The organism is Marinobacterium maritimum (genome assembly GCF_039523155.1).
In the GTDB taxonomy this organism is placed as follows: Bacteria; Pseudomonadota; Gammaproteobacteria; order Pseudomonadales; family Balneatricaceae; genus Marinobacterium; species Marinobacterium maritimum.
On the sequence record NZ_BAAAET010000002.1, the window covers coordinates 15,854 to 39,012 of the forward strand.

A 23,159-nucleotide genomic window follows, 5' to 3' on the forward strand; every position below is an offset into this window, starting at 1 on the left:
AGCCGCTAAGGTATGGCTGAGTTCCTGATCGCCTTGCTGGTTTCCCTGCTGCTGATTGGCGGTTTGGTACTGGCTTTGGCTTGGGGGCGGGCGCCGACCTGGCGGCCGGAACGCCGCAAAATACTGTTGCTGATGCAGCAGGTACAGGCGGGGGAGGCGCGTCGCGACGAATGGGAGATGTTCGTTGGTCTGCCCGTGCTGCACGACCCTGAACTGGAAGCGATCCGGCGGCGTTGTGTCGATATCCATGAGGGAGATGACACTCACCCTCCGGCTGCCGACGGACTGGAACCCTACCTGTACGATCGCGCCGCGCGCAAGCGACTGGCCGAGGTGCAGGCTGACCTCGAACAGCTGATCAAGAACGAACCTTTCTTTCGCCGCTTCTGATCAATGGTACTGGTGGTGCTCGACCAGCCGGCGCAGACGGAAGCAGCGTTTCCAGCACAGCGGAATATCGCCAGCCACCGCGGCCTGGTGCAGCTCGGCCACCGCCGCTTCCAGCTCGGGTAACTGGTACAGTCCGGCCAGTCCCAGCAACTGGTGGGCGTGTGACCGTATCACCTCGAGTTGGCCCGCTTCCACGGCGGGACAGAGCGTGTCCAGTTGCTGTTCCAGCTCCTGGTGCAGCTCATCGGCGTCCACGTGATCGAGTAACTCGGGCTGTTGTTGGGGGGCGTTGGCGGGTGGAACCCGGCACAGTCGGTCCAGCTGGGCGAACAGCTCAGGCAGTTTGACCGGCTTCAGCATCACCGCATCGACGCCGGCCTGTTTCAGTGCCTGGTGCTCATGGGGCATCACGTTGGCGGTCAGGGCGATGATCGGGACCTGGCGATCGAGACGGCGGATCTCCCGGGTCGCTTCAATACCATCCATCTGTGGCATGTGCACATCCATCAGCACCAGGTCCGGCTGCTCCTGGCGGAAACGCTCCAGGGCCAGGGTGCCGGAAACCGCCGTAATCACCCGGGCGCCCGCCTGGGTCAGCACCTTGTAGATCAGCAGCCGGTTAAAGTCGTTATCCTCCGCCAGCAGGACTTTCAGCGGGCAGCTCAGGGTGAAGCCGGAGGCGTATTCCGGTGCATGGCTTTCAGGTGTTTCCACGGGCGAGCCGGACGCCAGTGGCAGGGTCAGGGTCAGTGCGATGCGGGTGCCGATGCCTTCCTGGCTTTCCAGCTCCAGCGTGCCCCCCATCATCTGTGTCAGGCGGTGCGCAATCACCAGCCCCAGCCCCGAGCCGCCGTAGCGACGGCTGATGGTGTTGTCGGCCTGGCTGAAGGCCTGGAACAGGTGACGCTGGTGCTCCGGCGAGATGCCGATACCGGTGTCACTGACACTCAGGGTCAGTTTGCAGTGGCGTCCGGCGCGGATCGCCTGGGCACTGAGGCGTACTTCACCATCCTGGGTGAACTTGATCGCATTGCTCAACAGGTTGGTCAGGACCTGTGCCAGCCGGGTCGGGTCGCCGAGCAGAACGTCGGGCAGCTCCGAAGACAGCTCCTCGATCAGCGTCAGCCCCTTGTGCTGTGCCATGGGCGCCTGCATTTCCAGCAGGTTGAGCAGGCACTGGCGTGGGCTGAACGGCAGCTGCTCCAGCTCGATCGCATCCGACTGCAGACGCGAGAAGTCGAGGATATCGTCGATGATAGTCAGCAGCAGGGTGGAGGTCTGGTCGATGATCTGGCAGTACTGCTGTTGTTCACGGGTCAACTGAGTCCGCTGCATCAATTTGGAAAAGCCCAGTACCGACGTGAGCGGTGTCCTGAGTTCATGGCTCATGCGGGCCAGGAACTCGTCCTTGGCATGATTGGCCTCGTCCGCCTGCCGACGGGCCAGGGAAAGCGCTTCGTTCTGTTGTTCAAGGTGGCGCAGCGTGGTGGTCAACTGACGGGTGGCCTTGCCGATCTGTTCGGCCTGCTCGCGGCTGGACGCCTGAATACGGGTTGCCATGCGGTTAATGCCGCGCGCCAGTCGGCCCAGCTCTCCGGACGCCTGGGTGGTCGCCGCGCGGGTATCCAGCTGTCCCTCCTCGAGGCGCTCCACCACCTGACTCAGCGCCTGGATGGGGCGGGTAATGCGTAACCCGAAACGTCCGGCGACGACAGCGGTCACCAGCAGGCCGGCGGCAATCAGTAACAGGCTGTTGATGAGCATCTCGCGTCGCGCGCCGGCATGGCCGTCCGCGGACAGTACCATGGCAACCCAGCCGCTCTGGCTGGGCTGGGCTGTCCCCAGTGAAAGCTCAGGGTTGTTTTCCAGCAGCAGGACGCTGGTGGTGATTGGCGTGAAGAATAACCAGCCTTCGTTTGATGCCTGGTGAGAGGGACTGAAGGGGCTCAATTCCACGGGGAAATTCTCGGTCCGCTGCAGCAGATTGAAATTGGCATCGTAGAACAGAATGTCGCGTACTTCCGGGTGGGTCTGCCGGGTTTTCTGGCTAAGGATGCGCAACTGGTAGCGGTTGCCACTGATGACGCCGAACTCGGCGGCGGACGCCAGCAGATCGGTGATCAGGTGGCCGCGTTCAAGCAGCTTATCGGTGTTGTCGGACAGGCGGCTGTAGGTGAAGTAGGTGCCTAGGATACCGGCCAGGGTCAGCATCGGGATCAGGGCCAGCAGCAACACCCGGCCGCGGATACTCAGACGGTTGCCCAGCCCGTTCATCAATGTCCTGCCTCTATGTGCAGCAGGGCCTGCTCCAGTGCCTCCCCCGAGCTCAGCTGCAACTTGAGTGTGCGTGCCGCAACCGGGTTGATGCTGACATCGAAATAGGCCGGGTGGCTGGGCGGCGGCAGTGTCTCGCCGGCCTGCAAGCGGTTCAGCCATTCACCGGCCTGTTGGCCGATCTGGCTGGGGGAGGAGTGCACTGATGCGGCGGCACCGGCGTTGGTGTAATTTTCCGAGAAACCGATCACCGGTACCTGGTGGCGCAGTGACAGGTAGAGCAGCCATTTGGAGATGGCGCGGTTGAAGACCGAACTGTCCGGGATCACCAGGAATAGATCGCTGCTCTGAATCACCGGGGTCAGTTTCTCCACCGGGTTGTCCTGGGGGGAAAGGTAGGCAAGCTGCAGTTTCAACCCTGCGTCACGGCTGCCGCTCTCGAGGTCGCTACGCAGTGAGCGGCTGTTGCTGCCCAGGGCTGAGCCCAGTGTCTTGGCATCGGGTTTGACCAGCCGTGCCAGGCGTATCTGGCGCAACAGGGGCTGGTCGATATAGATGGCACTGACCTGGGGTTGGGCCTGCTCAGGCAACAGCTGTTGCTTGAGCTGCTCGAAGGTGGTGGAGGGCAGAAAGCTGCAAATCAGGCGCGTGTCAGGGTTGTAACGGTTGAGCATCTGTTCACAGGCTCGGCTGCCCACTGCCAGAATGATATCGCGATGGCTGTCGGCAGGGGTCAGCTGGTCCAGTGTGGTAACGGTTGGTGGCTGCTGTGCGGTCTTCAGTACGGCATCGTGAACCTGGTTATAGCTGGGCCCGAAATCGCTGAGCACCATGAGCACCGGCTCGGCACGTACACCGGACCCGAGCAGGCAGCAGAGCAGCCCGGGCAGCAGCCGGCGGATAAAAAGTTGGGTGATCCTGTCCAGTCCTTGCATCCCTGTGATCATCCAAACTCCGGATTAATGATACCTGAGCATCAATTGCAGCCAGACCCGGCGGTCGAACAGGTTGTACTCGTAAAACTCCGCATAGGTCGGGCCAAACGCATTTTGCACTGTCAGAGCCGCTTCCAATTCGCTCCCTGGACCGATGGCCCAACGCTGGGCCGCGCGCAGGTCGGTACGCTGATAGCTGTCGCGCACGCCGCCCTCGAACCAGTCAACACTATCCATATAGTAGTGCATTAAGCTCAGGTTCAGGTCAACGGTTGGTTGCCAGTTCAGCATTAATGAGGCGGTGTGTTCTGGAGTAACGGCATCCTCGAAAGCGATGGTTGCGCCATTCAGGTCCTTGTTGGTGACCCAGGGGTCGATGAGGGTGTTGGTATAGGCGTAGTTGACCACGGTAAAGAACTGATCGCCGAAGTAGCGTTTCAGTTGCAGTTCTACGCCGCGATTCTCCCAGCTGAAGTTGTTGCTGTTCAGCCCGACGCGGGTTCGGCTGTCTACTTCGTCCGCATAGACGTAGTAGCTGCCGATCATCCGTTCCTGTTGTTCCCGGAAAAGGCGCAGATCCAGGTGTCCCTGAGATTTTCGGAAGGCCTGGTAATAGCCCAATTCGTAGGTTGTGATTTTTTCTGTGCCGATATTCGGATTGGCGGCCTTGTCATAGTCGTAGACGAAGACCTTATTGTCCGGTGACAGGGATGCGGGCGCGTAGATATTGTTGTTGTTGTAGCGCTCAAGCAGGGAGGGCAGGCGTTCACTGATGGAGTAACCAAGCCGGAGGCTGCTTTGTGCGTTCAGTTTGTGTACCAGCGCATGCCGGTAAGACAAAGTGTCGGAGCCTTCCGAACTGTCTTCATACATGAAGCCGGTGCTCAGGTTCCAGGACGGCGCAAGCTGCCAGTTCAGATTGCTGAACAGTCGCCAGCGCTCTTCGGAAACCTTGCCGCTCTGCAACAGAACATCGCTTTCGGCCGATTCACGGCGGTAGCCAAGGCCACTGACCAGATCCAGCTGATCTAGCTGCTCGGTGAGCTGCAATTCGGCATCATAGGTGTGGGTGGTGCCGTGTTCAGCGTCCTCCCGGGGCCTGTTCAGAGCGATAAATTCATGCACCAGTGATGCGGGGGGCTCAAACCCCAGGCCGTCACTCAGAAAGTCACTGACCGTTGCAAAGTCGGTGACCGGTGTCTCAAGGTCCAGATAATTATGGTAGGCCGTTAGCTGCAGTGTTCCGGTATTGGAATAGAGGTTCTGGTACTTGATCGACTGGTAATTGGCGCTGTGGTCTCGGCGGTGGTATTGCTCTACCAGCTTATCGGCTTGCCCGACATGGGTATGGCCGCGATCGATGCCGGCCTGCAGCCACAGGGTCTCCTGCAGGGTGGGGGTATAGCTGCCGCTGACGCTCAGATAGTTGCGTGTCAGGCTGTCGCTAAAGAGGTCGGTACCGTCATTCTGCTCATGGCCACCGGAAAGCCGGTAACTCCACAGACCAAGCGAATCCGAGTGGCCGAACTGCAGGTTGCGAGTGTCCATGCTGCCGGCAGTGGCGCTGACATAGCCACCCTGTTCGGCAGCGGGTTCCCGGGTGATGATATTGATAGAGCCCATGAACGCGTTGGAGCCCTGAGTCGGCACGTTGGAACCGCGTACCACTTCGATCCGTTCGATATCCTGCAGGTTGAGTCCCAGAGAGGTCCAGTCGACCGTCGCCAGCAGGGGCAGGTAGACCGAGCGGCCATCCACCATCACCTCCAGCCGGCGCGGGAAGTTGTCGCTGGCGCCGTGGTAGGTGGTGGCAAACTTGTTGGCGCTGACATGGAAACTCTGGAAACCCGGCACCAGACGCAGCAGGTCAGGCACATTAAGGGCGCCGGAGGCGCTGATCATGTCGCGAGTGATGATGCTGATGGAGGCCGGTGATTCGGTCAGGCGCTGGGACAGCCGAGTGGCTGAGGTGATTTCGGGGATATCGGCCAGAAACGCCTCTTCGCTCAGGTACAGCTCTTCTGAAGATGCCAGAGAGGGCAGGGCACTCAGTCCAAGGCCCAGCAGGGTGGCCAGATACAGCGGGCATCGCGATCCACGAGAAATCATTCCAGCTCCGGGAAAGATGATTATTTGATTTTCAGTCCTACATACAGCACGACCAAGGCCAGGATGGCGGCCTCGATGATGAAACCGTTGTGCTCCAGAATCCAATCCAGCATTCGACATTCTACCTTTCGTGCCTGGTTAGACCAGAGCATTTGTTGAGCGGATCTGGCTCTGTCCGGTACTATTTGACCTCTATCATTTGCCGAGTCCGCCATGCATTACCCCGAAACCAAGTTGCCGAGGGTCGGTACTACGATCTTCACGCAGATGTCTGCGCTGGCGCAAGCCCATCAGGCGATCAATCTTTCCCAGGGCTTTCCCGATTTTGATGGCCCCGAAGCTCTGCTGGCCCGTGTTGATCACTATATCCGCCAAGGCGCCAACCAGTATGCCCCGATGAGCGGTGTGCCTTCGCTGTGCGCAGCGATTGCCGCCAAGGTCGAGCGCTGCTACGGCCGTACCGTTGATGCAGCTGCTGAAGTGACAGTCACCTCTGGAGCCACGGAAGCCCTGTTTGCAGCGATCTCGGCGGTAGTGAGGCCAGGCGATGAAGTCATCGTGTTCGATCCGGCCTATGACAGCTACGATCCGGCGATCACGCTCAACGGTGGTCATGCGGTGCATCTGCAGCTGGCGCCGCCAAGCTTCGCCATCGACTGGGACGCCGTTGCTCGGGCGATCACGCCGCAAACGCGGATGATTATCCTCAACACGCCACACAACCCCACTGGGGAGACGCTGACAGCCGCCGACATGCAGGCGCTGAGCGAGCTGGTGGCTGGCAGCGATATCCTGCTGCTGGCGGATGAGGTGTACGAGCACATCGTCTTTGACGGTGCCGAGCACCAGAGCATCAACCGCTATCCGGCCCTGGCCGAGCGCAGCTTTGTCGTATCCTCCTTCGGCAAGACCTATCACACTACCGGCTGGAAGATCGGCTACTGCGTGGCCCCGGCACCGCTGACGGCTGAACTGCGCAAGATTCACCAGTACCTGACCTTCAGCACCAGCACGCCGATGCAGCTGGCGCTGGCCGATTACCTGAACGCAGACCCTGAACATGACCAGGTGTTGCCGGCGTTCTATCAGGCCAAGCGGGATCGCTTCAACGCGCACATGGCGGACAGCCGCTTCAGCTTCACCCCGGCGGCGGGTACCTATTTCCAGGTGATGGACTACAGTGCCATCAGTGACCTGCCCGATACCGAATTCGTGCTCTGGCTGATCGAGCATGCCGGCGTGGCGGCGATTCCGCTGTCGGTGTTCTGCCAGCAGCCGCCGGAGATGAAGCTGGTGCGCTTCTGCTTTGCCAAAAACGAAATCACCCTTGATCAGGCCGCGGAGCGACTATGCAAAATCTGAGAATCAGCCTGGTCCAGACCCCTCTGGACTGGCAACAGCCGAGCGCCAACCGTGAACGTTTGACGTCACTGCTGGCACCGCTGGAAGGACAGACCGACCTGATCGTGCTGCCCGAAATGTTCACCACCGGCTTTACCATGTCACCAAGCGAGGTGGCCGAGCCGATGTCCGGTCCGACGCTGGCGTGGATGCAGCAGCAGGCGCGCAGCCTGGGCGCGGCGATCTGCGGCAGCGTGGTAATCGAAGACGAGGGTTACCGTAACCGGCTGCTGTTCGTCACGCCTGAGGGCGAGGTGCACCATTATGACAAGCACCACCTGTTCCGCATGGCCAACGAACACGAGTACTATGCGGCGGGCGAGCCCCGCAGCATCATCGAGTACAAGGGCTGGCGCATCCTGCCGCAGGTCTGCTACGACCTGCGCTTCCCGGTCTGGTGCCGCAACCGTGTCGACTACGACCTGCTGCTCTGTGTCGCCAACTGGCCGGCGCCGCGCCGTCATCCATGGCGCACCCTGTTGCTGGCGCGAGCGATCGAAAACCAGTGCTATGTGGTCGGTGTTAACCGTGTGGGTGAGGATGGTAAGGGGCTGGAATACAGCGGCGACAGCCTGCTGGTGGACTTCAAGGGGCAGGCGCTGCTGGACGGCCCGGCCGGCGAACCGTTCATCAAGACCGGCCTGCTCAACAGCGAAGACCTGAAACAGTTCCGCCACAACTTCCCGGCCTGGCAGGACGCGGACGACTTTACCCTGATTGACGGCACCGAGGGACAGGCATGATCGATACCGCTGCCCAGCAGATCATTGATGCCGGTCGCTGGATTGACGCCCAGGGCTGGTGTCCGGCCACCGGCGGCAACTTCTCCGTGCGTCTTGGCCCTGAAAAAGCCCTGATTACCGCCTCCGGCTGCCATAAGGGGCACCTGGGTGCCGAGCAGCTGCTGCAGGTAGACCTTGATGGTCAACCTCAGGCCAGCCTGCTCAAGCCCTCCGCCGAAACCCTGCTGCACACACGTCTGTATGAGCTGGATGCCAATATCGGCGCCGTACTGCACACCCATTCGGTGGCTTCGACGGTGCTGTCGCGGCTGGAAGCGGGCGACTGGCTGACCATCAGCGGCTACGAGATGCAGAAGTCGCTCAGCGGCAACCACACCCACGACGCCAGCATCCGTATCGCCATTCTCGATAACGCCCAGGACATGCAGGCCCTGGCCGCCGAGCTGAGCCAGCGCTGGCAGGGCGAACCGCTTGAGTGGGGCTTCCTGGTTCGTGGCCATGGCCTCTATACCTGGGGCCACGACATGAGTGAAGCGCGCCGTCATCTGGAAGGGCTGGAGTTCCTCTTTGCCTGTGAGCTGGAGATGCGACGTCTGGGAGCAAAAGTGTGAGTACAACCATGACCACATTCAACGGCATCAACGCCATTCTGACCGATATCGAAGGTACCACCACCGATATCGATTTTGTCCACAAGACGCTGTTCCCCTATGCCCGCGAGCGCATGGCGGACTTTATCCACAGCCACCCGAATGAGCCGGCCGTGGCCGAAGCGGCTCAGGCGCTGGGCGTCGCGAGCGACGACCTGGATGCCATCGCCAGTGGCCTGATCGGCTGGATCGATCAGGACAAGAAGGAAACCGCGCTCAAGGCGCTGCAGGGACTGATCTGGGTACAAGGCTACGAGCAGGGCGACTTCACCGGCCACCTTTACCCGGATGCGTACGCAGGCCTCAAGCGCTGGCACGACAGCGGCAAGCAGCTGCATATCTTTTCGTCGGGTTCGGTCAAGGCACAGAAGCTGTTGTACGGGTATAGTGATTTCGGTGATCTGACGCCGCTGTTCAGCGGCTATTTCGATACCACCACCGGTGCCAAGCGTGAAGCGGTTGCCTATGAGCGCATCATTGCCGCCATCGACCTGCCGGCCAGCGATATCCTTTTCCTGTCCGACGTGGTTCAGGAGCTGGATGCCGCGGCAGACGCCGGCATGCAGACCTGCCTGCTGGTGCGTGGTGAGCGACCGGAAGGCGCCGAGCGCCACAGCGCTGTGGAAAACTTTGACCAGATAGAACTTGATTGAGGACGGGCACAACATGAGTGCGATCCATATCCTGGCTGACCAGAGCGCCGAACTGATCGGCAGCAGCACCGACTTTACCGAGATCCAGCAGATCCTGAACGGTATCGGTGTGCGTTTCGAGCGCTGGGAAGCCGACCGCGAGATCACCCCGGGGATGGCCAATGAGGAGATCCTTGAAGCCTATTCCAGGGAGATCGAACGGCTGAAAACCGAGGAAGGCTATGTCACCGTGGACGTCATGGGCCTGCAGCCGGATCACCCCGACCGTGTGGCACTGCGCGAGAAATTCCTCAGCGAGCACACCCACTCCGAGGACGAAGTCCGCTTCATGGTTGATGGCGAGGGCATGTTCTACCTGCATGTGGAAGATAAGGTTTACCAGGTGCATGTGTGCAAGGATGACCTGATCTCGGTACCGGCCAACGTTACCCACTGGTTCGACATGGGCCCGGCGCCGCGCTTCACCGCGATCCGCCTGTTCAACAACCCCGAAGGCTGGGTGGCGAACTATACCGGCAGCGATATCGCCGACCGCCATCCCCGCTTTGAACCGGCGGCCTGATCAGTTAGGCTAAAGCCAGCAAACGAAGTGGTCGCAGTTCAAGAAGAATAGCGGCCACCGGCCCGGATATGGAAACCGGGCCTGCGCATCCAGCGGCCATGGACGGACGCTGCAGACAACCAAGACCTTAGGTAGGGACACCTGATGGCACAACTTCATTTTCGCATCAGTGTGGAGGGCCTGGAGCCGGGCACGCTGAGCGTTCACCACTACCGGGGATATGAATCCCTGTCCGATTCACAGACCGATGACGGCGATCCCTGTTACGGTTTTCGTTACCTGATCGACCTGGCCAGCCGCCAATGGGACCTGGATGCCCGTGACTTCGTGGACCGCTGCGCACTGCTGGAGGTGTTGCGCGATAACGAGGTCGTGCAGCATGTGCATGGCATCGTGCGCCGCTTCAGTCGCGGGGATGTGGGGCATCATCACACACGCTATCAACTGGTGCTGGTACCGGCGCTGGAACGCCTGTCTCTGCGGCAGAACAGCCGCATCTTCCAGCTCAAGACGGTACCTGAGATCATCTCCATCCTGTTGCAGGAAATGGGGATCGAAGACTATGCCTTCGCCGTCAGGCGCGAATGCCGGCAGCGCGAGTTCTGCGTCCAGTACCGCGAAACGGATCTGGCGTTTCTGCACCGCCTGGCCGCCGAGGAAGGGCTGGTGTACAGCTTCCAGCACAAGATGGACCAGCATCTGCTGCTGTTCACCGATGACAGCCGCAGCCTGCCGGAACTGCCGGGTTCCGTTACCCACAACGCTCTCTCCGGCGGGCACAGCGAACAGCCATTCATCAACCGTCTGAGCTGGCACCTGCAGTCCGAGGTCAGCCATACCGAACTGCGCGACTACAGCTTCAAACAGCCCGGTTATACCTTTGCTCAGCAGGCATTTGGCCGGGAGATGGACTACCAGCTGGACGATCGCTACGAGCATTACGACTACCCGGGGCGACACAAGCGGGATGTCACCGGCCGTGCCTACACCCGTATTCGCCAGGAATACCTGCGCCGCGATGCCCGGTTGGCTACCGGCAGCAGCGACGTACCGGCCCTGCAGGCCGGCGTACGCTTCAATCTGAGCGACAACCTGGATGCCGAGATGAACCGCAACTGGGTGGTGGTGCAGGTCAGTCACCAGGGTACCCAGCCGCAGGCACTGGAAGAGGAGGGTACCGAAGGCGCCACCACCTACGCCAACCAGTTCCGCCTGATTCCCCGCGAAGCGAACTGGCAGGCCCGCCCCCAGCCACAACCGCAAGTTGACGGCCCCTGTATTGCCATCGTGGTAGGACCGGACGGTGAAGAGATCTACTGCGACGAACACGGCCGGGTCAAACTGCACTTCCCCTGGGATCGCTACAGCAACGGCAATGAACACAGCTCCTGCTGGGTTCGCGTCAGCCAGGGCTGGGCCGGTGCCCAGTACGGCAGCCTCGCCATCCCGCGTATCGGCCATGAGGTGATCGTCTCCTTCCTCAACGGCGACCCCGACCAGCCGATCGTCACCGGGCGTGTCTTCCACGCCACCAACCAGACCCCCTATCGCCTGCCCGATCACAAGACCAAAACCGTGCTGCGCAGCGAGACCCACAAGGGCCGAGGCTTCAACGAACTGAGCTTCGAAGACAGGGCCGGCGAAGAGCAGATCTACCTGCATGCGCAGAAGGACCTGAACGAAAAAATCCTGCACGACCAGAGCACCCAGATCGGCCACGACCGGCACCTGGAAGTCCAGCATGACCGCTTCAGCCGCATCCTCGGCAATGACCACCTGCGCGTCGACGGCGAGCGCCGGGAGCATGTCCAGCAGGACAAAAGCCTCGACGTGGAGGCCTCCCTGCATCAGAAGGTCGGTAACAACACCACGCTTGCCAGCGGCCGAGAGATCCATCTGAAGGCAGGCCATAAAGTGGTGCTGGAAGCCGGCAGCGAAATCACCCTCAAGGCCGGGGGCAGCTTCATCAAGATCGACCCCGCCGGGGTACATATCGTTGGCCCCGGCATCGACCTGAACTCCGGCGGCAGCGCTGGCAAGGGCTCCGGATATGGAGGACGCAGGGCCCTGTTGCCGCATGGGGTGGAAGCGCCGGAGGTGCCGGATGAATCTGTACGGATCAACATAGAACAGCAGAAAAGGGCTTTGGTAAGTGCCGCTGTCAAAGGCATCCCAATTTGTCAGATCTGTACGCAGGAGATCAGCCAGTGAGTCTCTTTACAGCCTGGAAAAATGAAGTTTTCTATCAGGGAGCGTGTCTGGAACAGCACTGGATGATCCTGGATGGTGCTCTTATTGAACGACTGGAGCCCGAACTCATTCGGCTGTTTTGCCTGCAGGATGCGAAGCTGCAGCATTTCAACCTGTTCAGTTGTTCACGCTGGCATGAGCTTCATGAGATCGCCCCGGTTCTGATCAGCTATCACCCGGATATCGAGCGATGGGCACAGCAACAAAGTGCATGGCGTTTCGGGCTGATCTTCAAGTCGAACGTGGACATGGAGATGTTGATCAACTTTTGGCAAAACCTGATGGCCTGCGAGCCTCAGGGGCTGGAGGGGGCACTTGCTCGGTTATTTGACCCAGTTGTATTTAAGCATTTGTTGGACTCCACGACTCTAGAGAGGCAACAGGCATGGCTGGGACCGATAGAAGAGCTCTGGTTACCGGATGTTGTACATGAACATTACTGGCATGGTATCCCGCAGCAGCTGAAGGCTGATCTGGAATGTTCGAATACAGGCTCAATTTTTACGGACCAGGAGTGGCAGGGGCTCTCTGATGCCGCCCGTTTTTATACGGAGCTCCGCCTGCTGGCACACATGGAGAAATTTTATCCTCACAGGTTGCCGACAGGGCGTGTGGCAAAACATCAGTGGGTAAGTGTTCACCTGCAGGAACTGATTGAGCTGGGAGCGAGCGATGAGCGCTCGGCCAAACGGTATCTCAATATAATTGGCAGGCTCGGCGATCTAAGGGATGAGAACTCAAAATATTCCGAAATAGCCAAACTGCTAAAACGAGGGGCTGGGCCATTATCGGTTCGTCTTGCTGAGGCAGACTTCTTGTCCCGTCAATATGCTCATTAACAAGGATGTGATGGCATGAACTACACCATTCAGTCTGGCGATACATTGACTCAGATTGCCAGTCAATTTGGAACGACTGTTCAGGCACTGCTCAAGGCCAACCCAACCATAGCGGATCGCAATTTCATAAGATCAGGTGACTCTCTCGAAATACCGGACGATATCGTCAAGGTCTCTGGCATCGATGACCCAGCAACCAATGATGCTGATGCGACCAGCCCAACTGAGGTTAATGAAGTTGTCCAGTCCTGCCCTCTGCAACAGGAATGGTTCACCATTAAGCCAATATGTTATGCAGTGTCTGATAAAGGCACTGGTATAGCGCTTCCGGATAGCCTGGAAACAGGCGCACAGATGCCGGCACTGAGTGAGCATGATTATATCGGGCGTGAACTCGATGATCATACGGTGTACCTCTACAACCGGGACGACAGCTACTTGCTGGAGGTGCAATACCAGAATGGAATAGCCGAGAGTGGACGTTGTGTTTTTGGAACCCCGCCTGATGAAGTAAGCGCGACATTACCTTTGCTGAAGCAGGGCAAAGACAGTCGTGTCGTAATGTGGCTGACGACCGAGCCGTTAACCGATCTCAGGTTGAGAGGGTTGGAAGCTTATCCTGACCTTATTTCCCTTCTGGGTCAGCGAATTGACTTTTCACTTGCTGCCTGTGGCAACGCACCTGATACGAGCCCCCTGTTTGACCTTGAAGCCCTGCTGGCTGAAGTGAAAGCTCGCAGCACTCTCTTGCAGTGGAGTGCCAAGGCGCTGGAGCCAATTAGTGATTTGGCGGGCTTGGTCGCCCCCTATCAAGTGCAGACGCCTGACAATCACTTTGTTGTATGCCTGGTCGATGCTGTGGGCATCGCCAGTGATTTGTGCCGTGAGTTCTCCATCGCTTATGAAACGGTGATGTCGTCTATAGGAAGTAGCCAGCACCCTGTGCAGATGGCAAGGCTGACAAAGCACCTGATAGATAACGAGGCGCAGAAGACAAGGGATAAAGTCAGGACTTCCTATTACCATCAAAAAGAAGGGTATACCACCTATTTCGATCAAGAAACGGTGGATGAGCGCAGGAATGAGGCTGAAGCTGATCGCCGGGAAGAGCTGGGCAAGCTGCTTTACCTTGAGGAAATGGAACAATATCTGACCAACCAGGAAGCAGGGTTACAAAAGCTCAAGGCAACCCTGGAAGCCTTGGCTGAAGATTGGCTCACCTGGCTGGAGCATGATCAGCTGGATCGTGCCCTAGCCTGGCTTGACGACACGGATGCCGAGCAAGTGTCTCTGAAAGAAGCGCTGGTGGTGGCGATGACCAACAATATCGAAGCCACCGACCGGGGGGTACAGCTACGCAATCGCTGGGTCGAGACTCTGGTGGCGCAGGCTCAGGGGAAAAAGACGCAGGAGAACGGGGCAGGTGCCCATCTGATATCGGCACTTGGTTTCGCCTGGAAAGCAACTCTGGAAGGCTCCAAGTGGTTGAAAGAATTGAACGGGACCAGTAACCATGACTCCTCTGTCCATTCCATGGTGCAGGCACGACAAGCCCTTCTGAATAATGGCGGCATGCCCGCTACGCTGGCGACCGACATGCTGGTACAGACTTTGGCGGTTCCTTTGGTCGAGACCAGTCTGGAAGGTGCGGTAAATGCCTTGGTGTGGACGGAAACCTATACCCTTCTGACGCTGCGTTACGGATACCAATACCGTTTGGTAAATGCCAATCTGGGCGATGTCATCTTCGATCTGGAGGTCTCTTATGCGGTAATGGTGGCCACTGCGACCGGTAATATAGTCAAGACTCCCATTCGAGAAACCACCAGCCACACCCTGTCGCTGTACGACCTTGATCAACATGCTAAACCGGATAAAAGCACAACTGGCACTGCGAACAGGCAAGCCCGTTATCTGGCCAAGATGGTATTGGGCAGCGGTATGTTGGAGGAAAAGGGCGCGGTCATGAAGCTGTATCGTAGCACTGAGAAGGCTTTCAGCCCATCGGTGCAAAAAGGTACGGTAGGGTTATTTGTTTTGGTTCAGGTTTATAACTTTTCGCAGATAACAAGCACAGTGGACAAAGACGGTATGGCTAAAGCCGGATATGATCGAATAAATTCTTTCGTAGCGGTTGCAACAGCGTCCTTTGCAGCAATTGATCAATTTGCAGGAGCCAGGTTTGGATCGAAAGGAGCTGAGAAGGTTTTTCAGGAGTTTATGAAGGGGGAAGGTGCAGAGTTACTTGGTAATAAAGTAAGAGATTCTTTAGGTCAAGCCACAGAAGAACTGGGTTATAAAGCCGCCCAAACTATAGAAACCAGAGAAAGAATAGGCCGGAGAGTAACGACTATAACACGTGGTTTTTTTCGATGGCTCCCTGTAGTCGGAAATTTGCTGGCGTTTACTGGTAGTGGGTTACAGGGGTACAAGGATTGGGAAGATGGCCAGAACGCGGGTGCCAAGGCCCTGTCGATAATGTCGATGGTTGCAAATGGCGCAGCTCTGGTAGTAGGGCTGGCAGCTTTGGTGCCAGCTGCAGCGCCAGTCATGGCAGTACTGGCGGTGATACTGGCTTTGACCGCCTTGGCGGTAGAGTTACTGAGACTGATGGTGGCGGATGATCTCACCGAGCTGCTGTTGAAAGGCTCTTTATGGGGGCGTGCTCAGTATCGTTATAGTGGTCGTTTACGCGACAGCTCTTTGAGTGAGCGGCTGAAATACTTCAGCAATGCATCCGGGAGTGATATGGAGGTCATTAAGTCGATTAAGTCTGAAATGAGCGCCTTTAGTGATGCCCTGTTTCGGCCGATACCACAATTGATTGAGCTGGAAAAAGAAGGAGACCTAAGTCGCTACCGGTTGCAAATTTTACTGCCAGGCTTCATTCCGTTGACCAGCGATATCAGGGTACTCTTTCAAGGCGTGATAGAGAACGATAAGAAGACCTTGTTGTTAAGCCATTCGCGGGAGAATCAATGGCAAGTTAACCGTTTGGACGGGCGAATGGAGATGCTGAGTGATAACCTGGCCCGGCTTAGCCTAACCATTGATGAAGCAGTTTTGAAGTATGATTATGTCGGTTATGAGCTAGCACTGGAGTACCATAAGCCAGTGGGATATCCGGTGGTTCTGAAGTATCCGAAAATCACAATTGACGATAACAAGTCCTTTTTTGAATTCTGGCGCAGTCAGACAGAACTGGAAGCATTCGAGTTGCATAAGGAGCATGCATGAGCGAGATCAGACAGATTGCACCGGGGCATTGGGTAGGACCGGAGGACTTTGGTTATATTCCTCATTTTTATACAACGGCACATGCGGCCAAGAATTATCCCTTGGGTAGCTTCTTGCAGATAGAACCGCTACAGCCGGGCAATAAAAGGGTGGATCTTGCCTATACCCGAAAAGATGCTGAGAGTATGGGAGAATACTTTGATGCCTATTCTGCTGGGGGGCATAAGGACTATCTGGATATGCGGATACACTCTGTCCATGGACGAGGCACGGGGTTATGTTTTTCTGTATGCTTTGGATTGATCTGGCTTATTGTAAAAGTATGGATGGTTTTAGATGCAGGAGATACTTGGGCTCCAAATTATCTGGATGTAGGTGTTATTTCCTTACTTTTTATGGTTGCATTCATTGATGTTTTTAAGCCCATCGAAACCCCGGTTCGTTTCCATAAAGAAAATCAGGAAGTCTACGTTTATCATAAAGGCATTCTATACCGCATCCCTTGGAATGAATGTGAGATGGCTGTCATCGTGGCGAAAACGCATATGGGGTATGGACACCTGAAAGATGGGTACGAACTGGATCTGTGGCTTAACCCGAAACATGCAGTGAATGCCGATCTATCAGGGCGAAAGCATGTTCGCCTTCCTTTGTTGAATAATGTGGGGAGCCATGTGCCAGTGTATGGCTACTGGGAGTATGTGCGTCGCTATATGACCAGTGATACTCCCTTTTGGATGGAAGTCAGTGAGAAACCAAGAATATGTGGATTTAATTATGACATTGCTCGTGAAAAAGGGCTTCCTCGCGCTATCATTGGCTTTCTGATCGCTTTCCCATTGTTATTCTTGTTCAGGCCGGAACTATGGACTTTGATGGTCAACCCATTCAAGCGCAAGTGGCCTGATCAGGTTCATGAATGGACTGGTGAAAGGTGTAATTGGCATTGAAAAAAGTTGAAGTCAGCACACCTGATACCTTCAGGCGGTTATGATGTAGTGGCGAGTAACTGCTGAGCGGTCTATCCGTTCCAAAACGGAATAAGGAGCTGCCTTTGTTTATGACGGTTCACGTACTTTGAGAACCGTCATTACGTATGGTAATCCTGAGTGAATCAGGTCCAATTAATAAGACTCTGATCTCCAGCTCTCAAGCTGCTTCACTTACGCTCCGCAATCGCTTTCACAATCCCTTCGCGGTCATACACCCCCGTATCCAGCACCCAGCCGGTGACCAGTTCAGCGGGCGTCACGTCAAACGCCGGGTTGAACACCTCCGACTCCACCGGGCTCCAGCGCACCTCGCCAAAGCTGCCGCTGACGCCTTTTACTTCCTCGGCGCTGCGCTGCTCGATCGGGATCGCCTGGCCGTTGGGGCAGTGCGGGTCCACGGTGGTCCAGGGCGCCACGACGTAGAAAGGTATCTTGTGGAAGTGGGCGTTGACCGCCAGGTTATAGGTGCCCACCTTGTTGGCGAAGTCGCCGTTGGCGGCGATGCGGTCGGAGCCGACCAGGATGGCATCGACATGGCCATCGCGCATCAGGATGGCGGCCATGCTGTCGCACTGGATCTGGTGCGGGATGCCGAGGCGGTTCATCTCCCAGGCGGTCAGGCGTCCGCCCTGCAGCAGCGGGCGGGTTTCATCGACCCAGACATGCCTCAGCTTGCCTTGGCGGAAGGCTTCGGCGATCACGCCGATGGCGGTGCCGGCGCCGGCGGTGGCCAGGCTGCCGGTGTTGCAGTGGGTCAGTACCCGGGCACCTTCCGGCAGCAGTTCGGCACCGAACTCGGACATGCGCTGGCACAGGGCGACGTCTTCCTCGAACAGCCCTTCGGCACAGGCGACCAGCGCGGCCGGGCCCTGGTCGATCACTGCCAGCATGCGGTCGAGGCAGTTCATCAGATTGACCGCCGTGGGGCGGGCTTCGCGCAGGGTCGCAGCGGCTTCACGCAGCTGTGCCTCGCTCCAGCCCTGCTCGGCCAGATGGGCCAGCAGCAGGGCAGCACCGATACCGATCAGCGGTGCGCCACGGATCTGCAGCTTGCGGATCATCGTCACCATCGCCTCTACCGAGTCGCAGTGCAGCCAGAGTTCGCGGTCCGGCAACTGGTGCTGGTCCAGCAGTTCAAGACGGTCGTTCTGGTAGCGCAGTGCGGTGGAGATCAGCTCTTTCATGGCCCGGTTCTCGGCAGTATTCAAAACCGCAGAGCTTAAGGGTTATAGGAATATCTGAAAAGAGTCTGAACACTGGGCCGGTTTTTTGTCAGAATGCGGTCATCATCCATTCATGAACAGAACAACAATGATCGAACACAAATTCCATGATGATGCGGCGATCATCGCCTTTGTACGCCGCCATACCCGCCTGTTTGCCGAGGATGCCGTGCTCAAGGTGAGCGAGATCGGTGACGGCAACATCAACTTCGTCTACCGAGTGGCCGAGCCGGGTGGTGCCAGCGTGATCGTCAAGCAGGCGCTGCCCTACGTGCGTATCATCGGCGAGGGCTGGCCATTGTCGCTGGACCGCAATCGCATTGAGGCCGAGGCGCTGGTGCTGGAGGCCGAACATGCCGGCGACTGGGTGCCTGAGGTGTACCACTACGAACAGCCGCTGGCCGCGATCATCATGGAAGACGTGGGTGATCACCAGAACCTGCGCCATGCGCTGATCGCCCGCCGCAAGCTGCCGCAGTTGGCGGAACATCTGGGCCTGTTCATGGCACGAACCCTGTTCCACACCAGCGATATGCATCTGGATGCGCACCAGAAGAAGGATCTGGTGAAGCGGTTCATCAACCCGGATCTGTGCAAGATCACCGAAGACTTGTTTTTCCTCGACCCCTTCTGTGACCACGAGCGCAACGCGATCAATCCGCCGCTGCGTCCGGTGGCTGAAGCACTGTGGCAGGACGATCTGCTCAAGGTGGAAGTGGCCGAGCTGAAGTACGCCTTCCTCAACCGTGCCGAGGCTCTGCTGCACGGCGACCTGCACTCCGGCTCCATCTTTGTCACCGAAACCAGCACCCAGGTGATCGACCCTGAGTTTGCCTACTTCGGCCCGATCGGCTTCGATGTCGGCAGCCTGATCGGCAACCTGCTGCTCAACTGGTGTGGTCAGCAGCGTCTGGCCGGTGACGAGGCGGAGCGCGAAGCCTGGCGCGACTGGCTGCTGGTGCAGCTGGAGAAGCTCTGGCACCACTTCAGCCGCGAATTCAGTCGCCTGATGCGCGAAGCCACCACTGACCCGACGCTGCAGAACGAGCACTGGCAGCAGCGCCGTCTGCTGCAGATCTGGCATGATAGCCTCGGCTATGCGGGTACCGAGCTGATCCGCCGTACCATCGGTCTGGCGCACGTAGCCGATCTGGACATGATCGACGATGAACACCAGCGCGCGCAGGCGGAAGCGATGGCACTGCACCTGGGCCGCGAGCTGATCATGGAGCGTACCCGGATCAACTCGATGGAAGCACTGGTGGACCTGATCTGCCAGCTCAACGACTGATAACCGAAAGAGACGTGCGTACGATTGATGGCTAAACGACTGCTGCTCAACTGCGATATGGGCGAAAGCTTTGGCCCCTGGAATATGGGGCTGGACGAACAGGTGATGCCGCTGGTGGACATGGCCAACATCGCCTGCGGTTTCCATGCCTCAGATCCGGTGACCATGACCCGTACGGTGCTGTTGGCCAAGCATGCCGGAACGCTGATCGGCGCCCATCCGAGCTATCCGGACCTGGTCGGCTTCGGGCGGCGCAGCCTGCAGTGCCACCCGCAGGAAGTCGTGGCGATGGTCCAGTACCAGATCGGCGCGCTGGATGGCATCGCCCGGGCCCACGACATGAAGGTCAGCTACGTCAAACCGCACGGGGCGATGTACAACGACATGATGCGGGATCACGATATCCTGCGCGCCGTGCTGGAGGGCGTGACTCAATATGATCGCACCCTGCCGCTGATGCTGATGGCCACCGCCGACAACCGTGCGGTCAAGGCGATCGCCGAGGAATTCGGTGCATTGCTGATGTTCGAGGCCTTTGCCGACCGCGCCTATGATGAGCACGGCTTTCTGGTGCCGCGCACGGTGGCCGGTGCGGTCTATCATGACGAAGCGCGCATTCTGCAGCAGTCGCTGCGGCTGGCTGAAGCGGGTGTGGTGACGACGCTCGATGGCGCCGAGGTCGCGCTGGCGGCCGATACCCTCTGCGTCCATGGCGACAACGCCGAGTCGGTGCAGGCGGTGCAGCATATCCGTGCCGCACTGGACAGGCTCTATACAGGCAAGGATGCATGATCCACTGGAGTATCGAAAACGCCGGTCCTGATGCGTTGATCATCCGTTTCGGCCAGCAGATCGACGAGACGCTGGTGCCGTTGATCCGTGCAGCTTCGGATCTGATCGCTGCTGAGTTGAGTGACCAGTTGCGCGACCTGGTGCCGTCCTATACCACGCTGATGGTCGTCTACGACCCGCTGCGGACTGATTTCGCGGGCATGGTTCAGAAGATCAATGCACGGCTGTCGACGCTGGAGGTGACTCGGGCCGAAACCGGTCGCCGGGTCGAGATTCCGGTCTACTACGATCCCGAAGTGGGGCCTGATCTGGAACGGGTCGCGCGGCTGCACGGCATCAGCACCGATGAAGTGATCCGGTTGCATACGGCCCGTGACTATCACGTCTTTGCCATCGGCTTTGCCCCCGGTTTCGCCTATATGGGGCAGGTTGATCCGGCGCTGCGCACGCCGCGGCTGGAGACCCCCAGAACCCGGGTACCGGTCGGCTCCGTGGCACTGGCCGATCAGCAGACCGCGGTCTATCCGGTCGCGACCCCCGGTGGCTGGAATATTCTGGGGCGCACCCCGGTTAAAATGTTCGACCCGGCGCTGGCCGGGCTTTGCCCGGTTGAGGCCGGTGACCGGGTACGTTTTGTCTCCATTTCGAAGGCCGAGTTTCTGGCGGCCGGAGGCGAACTTGAATGAGCGGATTGCGTGTACTCAACCCCGGTATTCTTTCGCTGATGCAGGACCTGGGGCGCTTCGGTTATCAACATCTGGGGTTATCCACAGGCGGTGCGGCGGATGAACACGCCTATCTCTGGGCCAACCGTCTGCTCGGCAACAAACCTGGTGCGGCGGCGGTGGAGATCAGCTTCGGTGGTCTGCAGCTGGAGGCGGAAGTCGCTACTCGCATCGCCATCACCGGCGCCGACCTGCAGCCGACACTCAACGGTACTCCTGTACCGAGCTGGCAGACACTGAACCTGCAGCCCGGTGACCGGTTGACGTTCGGTTATCCCAAAAGCGGTGTGCGCGCCTATCTGGCGGTGCAGGATGGATTCGATATCGAGCCGGCCTTCGGTTCGGTGGCTACGGTGATGCGCGAACGGGTCGGCGGGCTGGATGGCAAGGGCGGCAAACTGGCCGCCGGCGACTTGCTGCCCTGTAGCACCAGTCCGCAGCAGAGCACGGTTGCCATCAGTCCCGGCCAGTTGCCGGACTATGCACAGCCGTTGACTTTGCGGGTGATCGAGGGGCATCAGCGGGAGCTCTTCCCGGCCGAGGAATTGGCGCGTTTCTACCGCGAGGCCTATCAGATCAGTCCGCAGAGCGATCGCATGGGCGTGCGACTGTCAGGCCCCGAGCTGCATCCACTGGCCGATGGCATCATCTCGGAAGGGATCAGTTTTGGCGCCGTGCAGGTGCCCAGAGATGGCCAGCCGATCATCCTGCTCAAGGACCGACAGACCATCGGGGGGTATCCCAAGCTGGGTACGGTGTTCGCGCTGGATGCGTTCATGCTGTCACAACGCCAGCCGAATACCGAAGTGCGCTTTGCACCCATGCCGCTGCATGAGGCGCAACTGGAGCTGCAGCGATTTTATCGCTTCTTTGGTATCTGATCAGGCGCCTGATCAGCTGTCGCTTTCAGGTTCAGCTACTGCTTCAGGCGCGTGGATCGGCAGAACGGTATCCAGCAGCTGTTTCAGGTTGTCGCGGTAGCTGTCCTGCAGCTCCTTCAGCGCATCCGTGAAGCGGCTGTCCTGCTCCACCAGACCGTTCATCAGATCACGACCCGCCTGAGCCGGTGACTGCAGGAAGCCCAGTGAGGGTGCGCCCGCACTTTCGGCCAGGTCCTTCATCAGCTGACCCAGGCGCAGCCCTGGTTTGTCCTGAGGCTGTTCCAGGCTGCCGACCTGCTCATAGGTGCTGGCCTGCGCCCAGCTGCGGCTGTAGCTCATGTTGAGCTCCATCGACTGCAGTTCGCTGGCATCAAAGCTGATATCGGCGCTCTGATCAAACGCCTTCTGCACATCACCGTTAAAGAATTCGTCCGCTACGCCGGAAATATCGCGGATCATCTGCTGCAGCGCATCGATCTCGCCCTCGTCCAGCTCCCCTTTGACGCTGAACTGGTACTGACTACTTTCGCTGCGGCTCACATCCATCCAGGCGACCGCATTACCCTCACTGTCGGCCCCAGCGCCATAAGTGGCGTCGTAGCTCTGGTTGCGGCTGAAGTTGATGGTGACCTCGTCGCCATCCTGGGTTTTGACCGTCAGTGACATGTCTTCGGCGTTGCGGTAACGCTCGGCCGCTCCCATCACCGCCTGCGCGGTCGCCTCACGGCTGCCGGGTGCGATCTCGGCCAGTGCCTCGAAGGTCAGCTTTTCGGTCTCATCCACCTGCTCGGCGATGCTGCCATTGAGCACATTGAGGTTATCGAGAATGTCACGGGCTTCCTTGAAGCCCTTCTCGACCCCTTTTACCGCCGCTTCGTACATCTGGTTCAAGCGCTCATCAGACGCCCCGCGTGCCCGCGCCGCATCCAGCCCCTTGGCGACGAAGTCGCTGATGCGACCGGCCACCTTGTCAGGGGTGAAGTTCTCGGCATCCAGCCCTGACAGCTTCTCGGCCGTCATGCCCGGGATCTGATCGGCCAGCTTGCCCAGCAGTACCTGTGACGCTTTCTGAGGTGAGGCATTGCTGTTGCTCTGCACCATCTCCGACTGCGGGCGGGGTGAAAAAATCTGGGTAGTGGGGCTGTGGATTTTCATGCTGGGCTCGGTACTTTGGGGTTGATCGACTTGTGACGGGTTATCGGCAAGGCTGAT

The 23,159-nt window shown here is 58.6% G+C and carries 19 protein-coding genes; 14 read left to right on the forward strand and 5 right to left on the reverse strand.

Features of this window, described 5'->3' with window-relative positions; genetic code table 11:
• Positions 1-12 precede the first annotated feature (12 nt).
• Entirely contained in the window at positions 13-390 is a 378-nt protein-coding gene (locus ABD013_RS06495) for a hypothetical protein (RefSeq protein WP_343804040.1), read from the forward strand.
• Here the strand turns inward: ABD013_RS06495 and ABD013_RS06500 are convergent, their stop codons facing one another.
• The 3 genes from ABD013_RS06500 to ABD013_RS06510 are packed head-to-tail and all read right to left on the reverse strand — an operon-like array spanning position 391 to position 5,708.
• The gene (locus ABD013_RS06500) at positions 391-2,664 is read right to left on the reverse strand and encodes an ATP-binding protein (RefSeq protein WP_343804043.1); all 2,274 of its coding nucleotides are present in this window, start codon (positions 2,662-2,664) and stop codon (positions 391-393) included.
• Positions 2,664-3,611 carry an ABC transporter substrate-binding protein gene (locus tag ABD013_RS06505; RefSeq protein WP_343804046.1) on the reverse strand — a complete coding sequence of 316 codons (948 nt, stop codon included), beginning with the start codon at positions 3,609-3,611 and terminating at the stop codon, positions 2,664-2,666. The genes ABD013_RS06500 and ABD013_RS06505 overlap by 1 nt, the downstream gene beginning before the upstream one ends.
• Positions 3,612-3,623: 12 nt before the next feature.
• The gene (locus ABD013_RS06510) at positions 3,624-5,708 is read right to left on the reverse strand and encodes a TonB-dependent receptor plug domain-containing protein (protein ID WP_343804050.1); all 2,085 of its coding nucleotides are present in this window, start codon (positions 5,706-5,708) and stop codon (positions 3,624-3,626) included.
• Positions 5,709-5,921: 213 nt separating this feature from the next.
• Here ABD013_RS06510 and ABD013_RS06515 point away from each other — a divergent pair, with 213 nt between their 5' ends.
• From ABD013_RS06515 to ABD013_RS06555, 9 genes are all read left to right on the forward strand, one after another.
• Positions 5,922-7,070, forward strand: coding sequence for a pyridoxal phosphate-dependent aminotransferase (locus ABD013_RS06515; protein ID WP_343804053.1), 1,149 nt, complete (start codon positions 5,922-5,924; stop codon positions 7,068-7,070).
• Complete coding sequence (locus tag ABD013_RS06520; RefSeq protein WP_343804056.1) at positions 7,058-7,852, forward strand: amidohydrolase; 795 nt, start codon at positions 7,058-7,060, stop codon at positions 7,850-7,852. Before ABD013_RS06515 ends, ABD013_RS06520 begins: the two co-directional genes overlap by 13 nt.
• On the forward strand, positions 7,849-8,463 hold the full coding sequence (locus tag ABD013_RS06525; RefSeq protein ID WP_343804059.1) for a methylthioribulose 1-phosphate dehydratase: 615 nt from the start codon (positions 7,849-7,851) through the stop codon (positions 8,461-8,463). Before ABD013_RS06520 ends, ABD013_RS06525 begins: the two co-directional genes overlap by 4 nt.
• Entirely contained in the window at positions 8,460-9,155 is a 696-nt protein-coding gene (gene mtnC / locus ABD013_RS06530) for an acireductone synthase (protein ID WP_343804062.1), read from the forward strand. The genes ABD013_RS06525 and mtnC overlap by 4 nt, the downstream gene beginning before the upstream one ends.
• A 13-nt stretch (positions 9,156-9,168) precedes the next feature.
• The gene (locus tag ABD013_RS06535; RefSeq protein ID WP_343804065.1) at positions 9,169-9,717 is read left to right on the forward strand and encodes a 1,2-dihydroxy-3-keto-5-methylthiopentene dioxygenase; all 549 of its coding nucleotides are present in this window, start codon (positions 9,169-9,171) and stop codon (positions 9,715-9,717) included.
• Positions 9,718-9,861: 144 nt separating this feature from the next.
• Positions 9,862-11,928, forward strand: coding sequence for a type VI secretion system Vgr family protein (locus ABD013_RS06540; RefSeq protein ID WP_343804068.1), 2,067 nt, complete (start codon positions 9,862-9,864; stop codon positions 11,926-11,928).
• On the forward strand, positions 11,925-12,806 hold the full coding sequence (locus tag ABD013_RS06545) for a DUF4123 domain-containing protein (protein WP_343804071.1): 882 nt from the start codon (positions 11,925-11,927) through the stop codon (positions 12,804-12,806). The genes ABD013_RS06540 and ABD013_RS06545 overlap by 4 nt, the downstream gene beginning before the upstream one ends.
• A 15-nt stretch (positions 12,807-12,821) precedes the next feature.
• Positions 12,822-16,043, forward strand: coding sequence for a LysM peptidoglycan-binding domain-containing protein (locus ABD013_RS06550; RefSeq protein ID WP_343804074.1), 3,222 nt, complete (start codon positions 12,822-12,824; stop codon positions 16,041-16,043).
• Positions 16,040-16,993 carry a hypothetical protein gene (locus tag ABD013_RS06555; protein ID WP_343804077.1) on the forward strand — a complete coding sequence of 318 codons (954 nt, stop codon included), beginning with the start codon at positions 16,040-16,042 and terminating at the stop codon, positions 16,991-16,993. Before ABD013_RS06550 ends, ABD013_RS06555 begins: the two co-directional genes overlap by 4 nt.
• Before the next feature lie 209 nt (positions 16,994-17,202).
• On the opposite strand, the gene mtnA is transcribed toward ABD013_RS06555, so the two are convergent.
• On the reverse strand, positions 17,203-18,219 hold the full coding sequence (gene mtnA, locus ABD013_RS06560; protein ID WP_343804080.1) for an S-methyl-5-thioribose-1-phosphate isomerase: 1,017 nt from the start codon (positions 18,217-18,219) through the stop codon (positions 17,203-17,205).
• 127 nt (positions 18,220-18,346) lie between these two features.
• Here mtnA and mtnK point away from each other — a divergent pair, with 127 nt between their 5' ends.
• From mtnK to ABD013_RS06580, 4 genes are read left to right on the forward strand one after another with little or no spacing between them, the layout of a single operon-like run.
• A complete protein-coding gene (gene mtnK, locus ABD013_RS06565; protein ID WP_343804083.1) occupies positions 18,347-19,549 on the forward strand; it encodes an S-methyl-5-thioribose kinase in 1,203 nt (400 codons plus the stop codon).
• Between the two features lie 27 nt (positions 19,550-19,576).
• Positions 19,577-20,341: a 5-oxoprolinase subunit PxpA gene (locus ABD013_RS06570; protein ID WP_343804086.1), complete on the forward strand. Its 765-nt coding sequence runs from the start codon at positions 19,577-19,579 to the stop codon at positions 20,339-20,341.
• On the forward strand, positions 20,338-21,027 hold the full coding sequence (gene pxpB, locus ABD013_RS06575; RefSeq protein ID WP_343804089.1) for a 5-oxoprolinase subunit PxpB: 690 nt from the start codon (positions 20,338-20,340) through the stop codon (positions 21,025-21,027). Before ABD013_RS06570 ends, pxpB begins: the two co-directional genes overlap by 4 nt.
• Entirely contained in the window at positions 21,024-21,947 is a 924-nt protein-coding gene (locus ABD013_RS06580; RefSeq protein WP_343804092.1) for a 5-oxoprolinase subunit C family protein, read from the forward strand. Before pxpB ends, ABD013_RS06580 begins: the two co-directional genes overlap by 4 nt.
• Positions 21,948-21,959: 12 nt before the next feature.
• Here ABD013_RS06580 and ABD013_RS06585 read toward each other — a convergent pair whose 3' ends face one another.
• Positions 21,960-23,102 (reverse strand): DUF5610 domain-containing protein, encoded by a 1,143-nt coding sequence (locus ABD013_RS06585; protein WP_343804095.1) that lies wholly within the window; start codon positions 23,100-23,102, stop codon positions 21,960-21,962.
• Positions 23,103-23,159 lie beyond the last annotated feature (57 nt).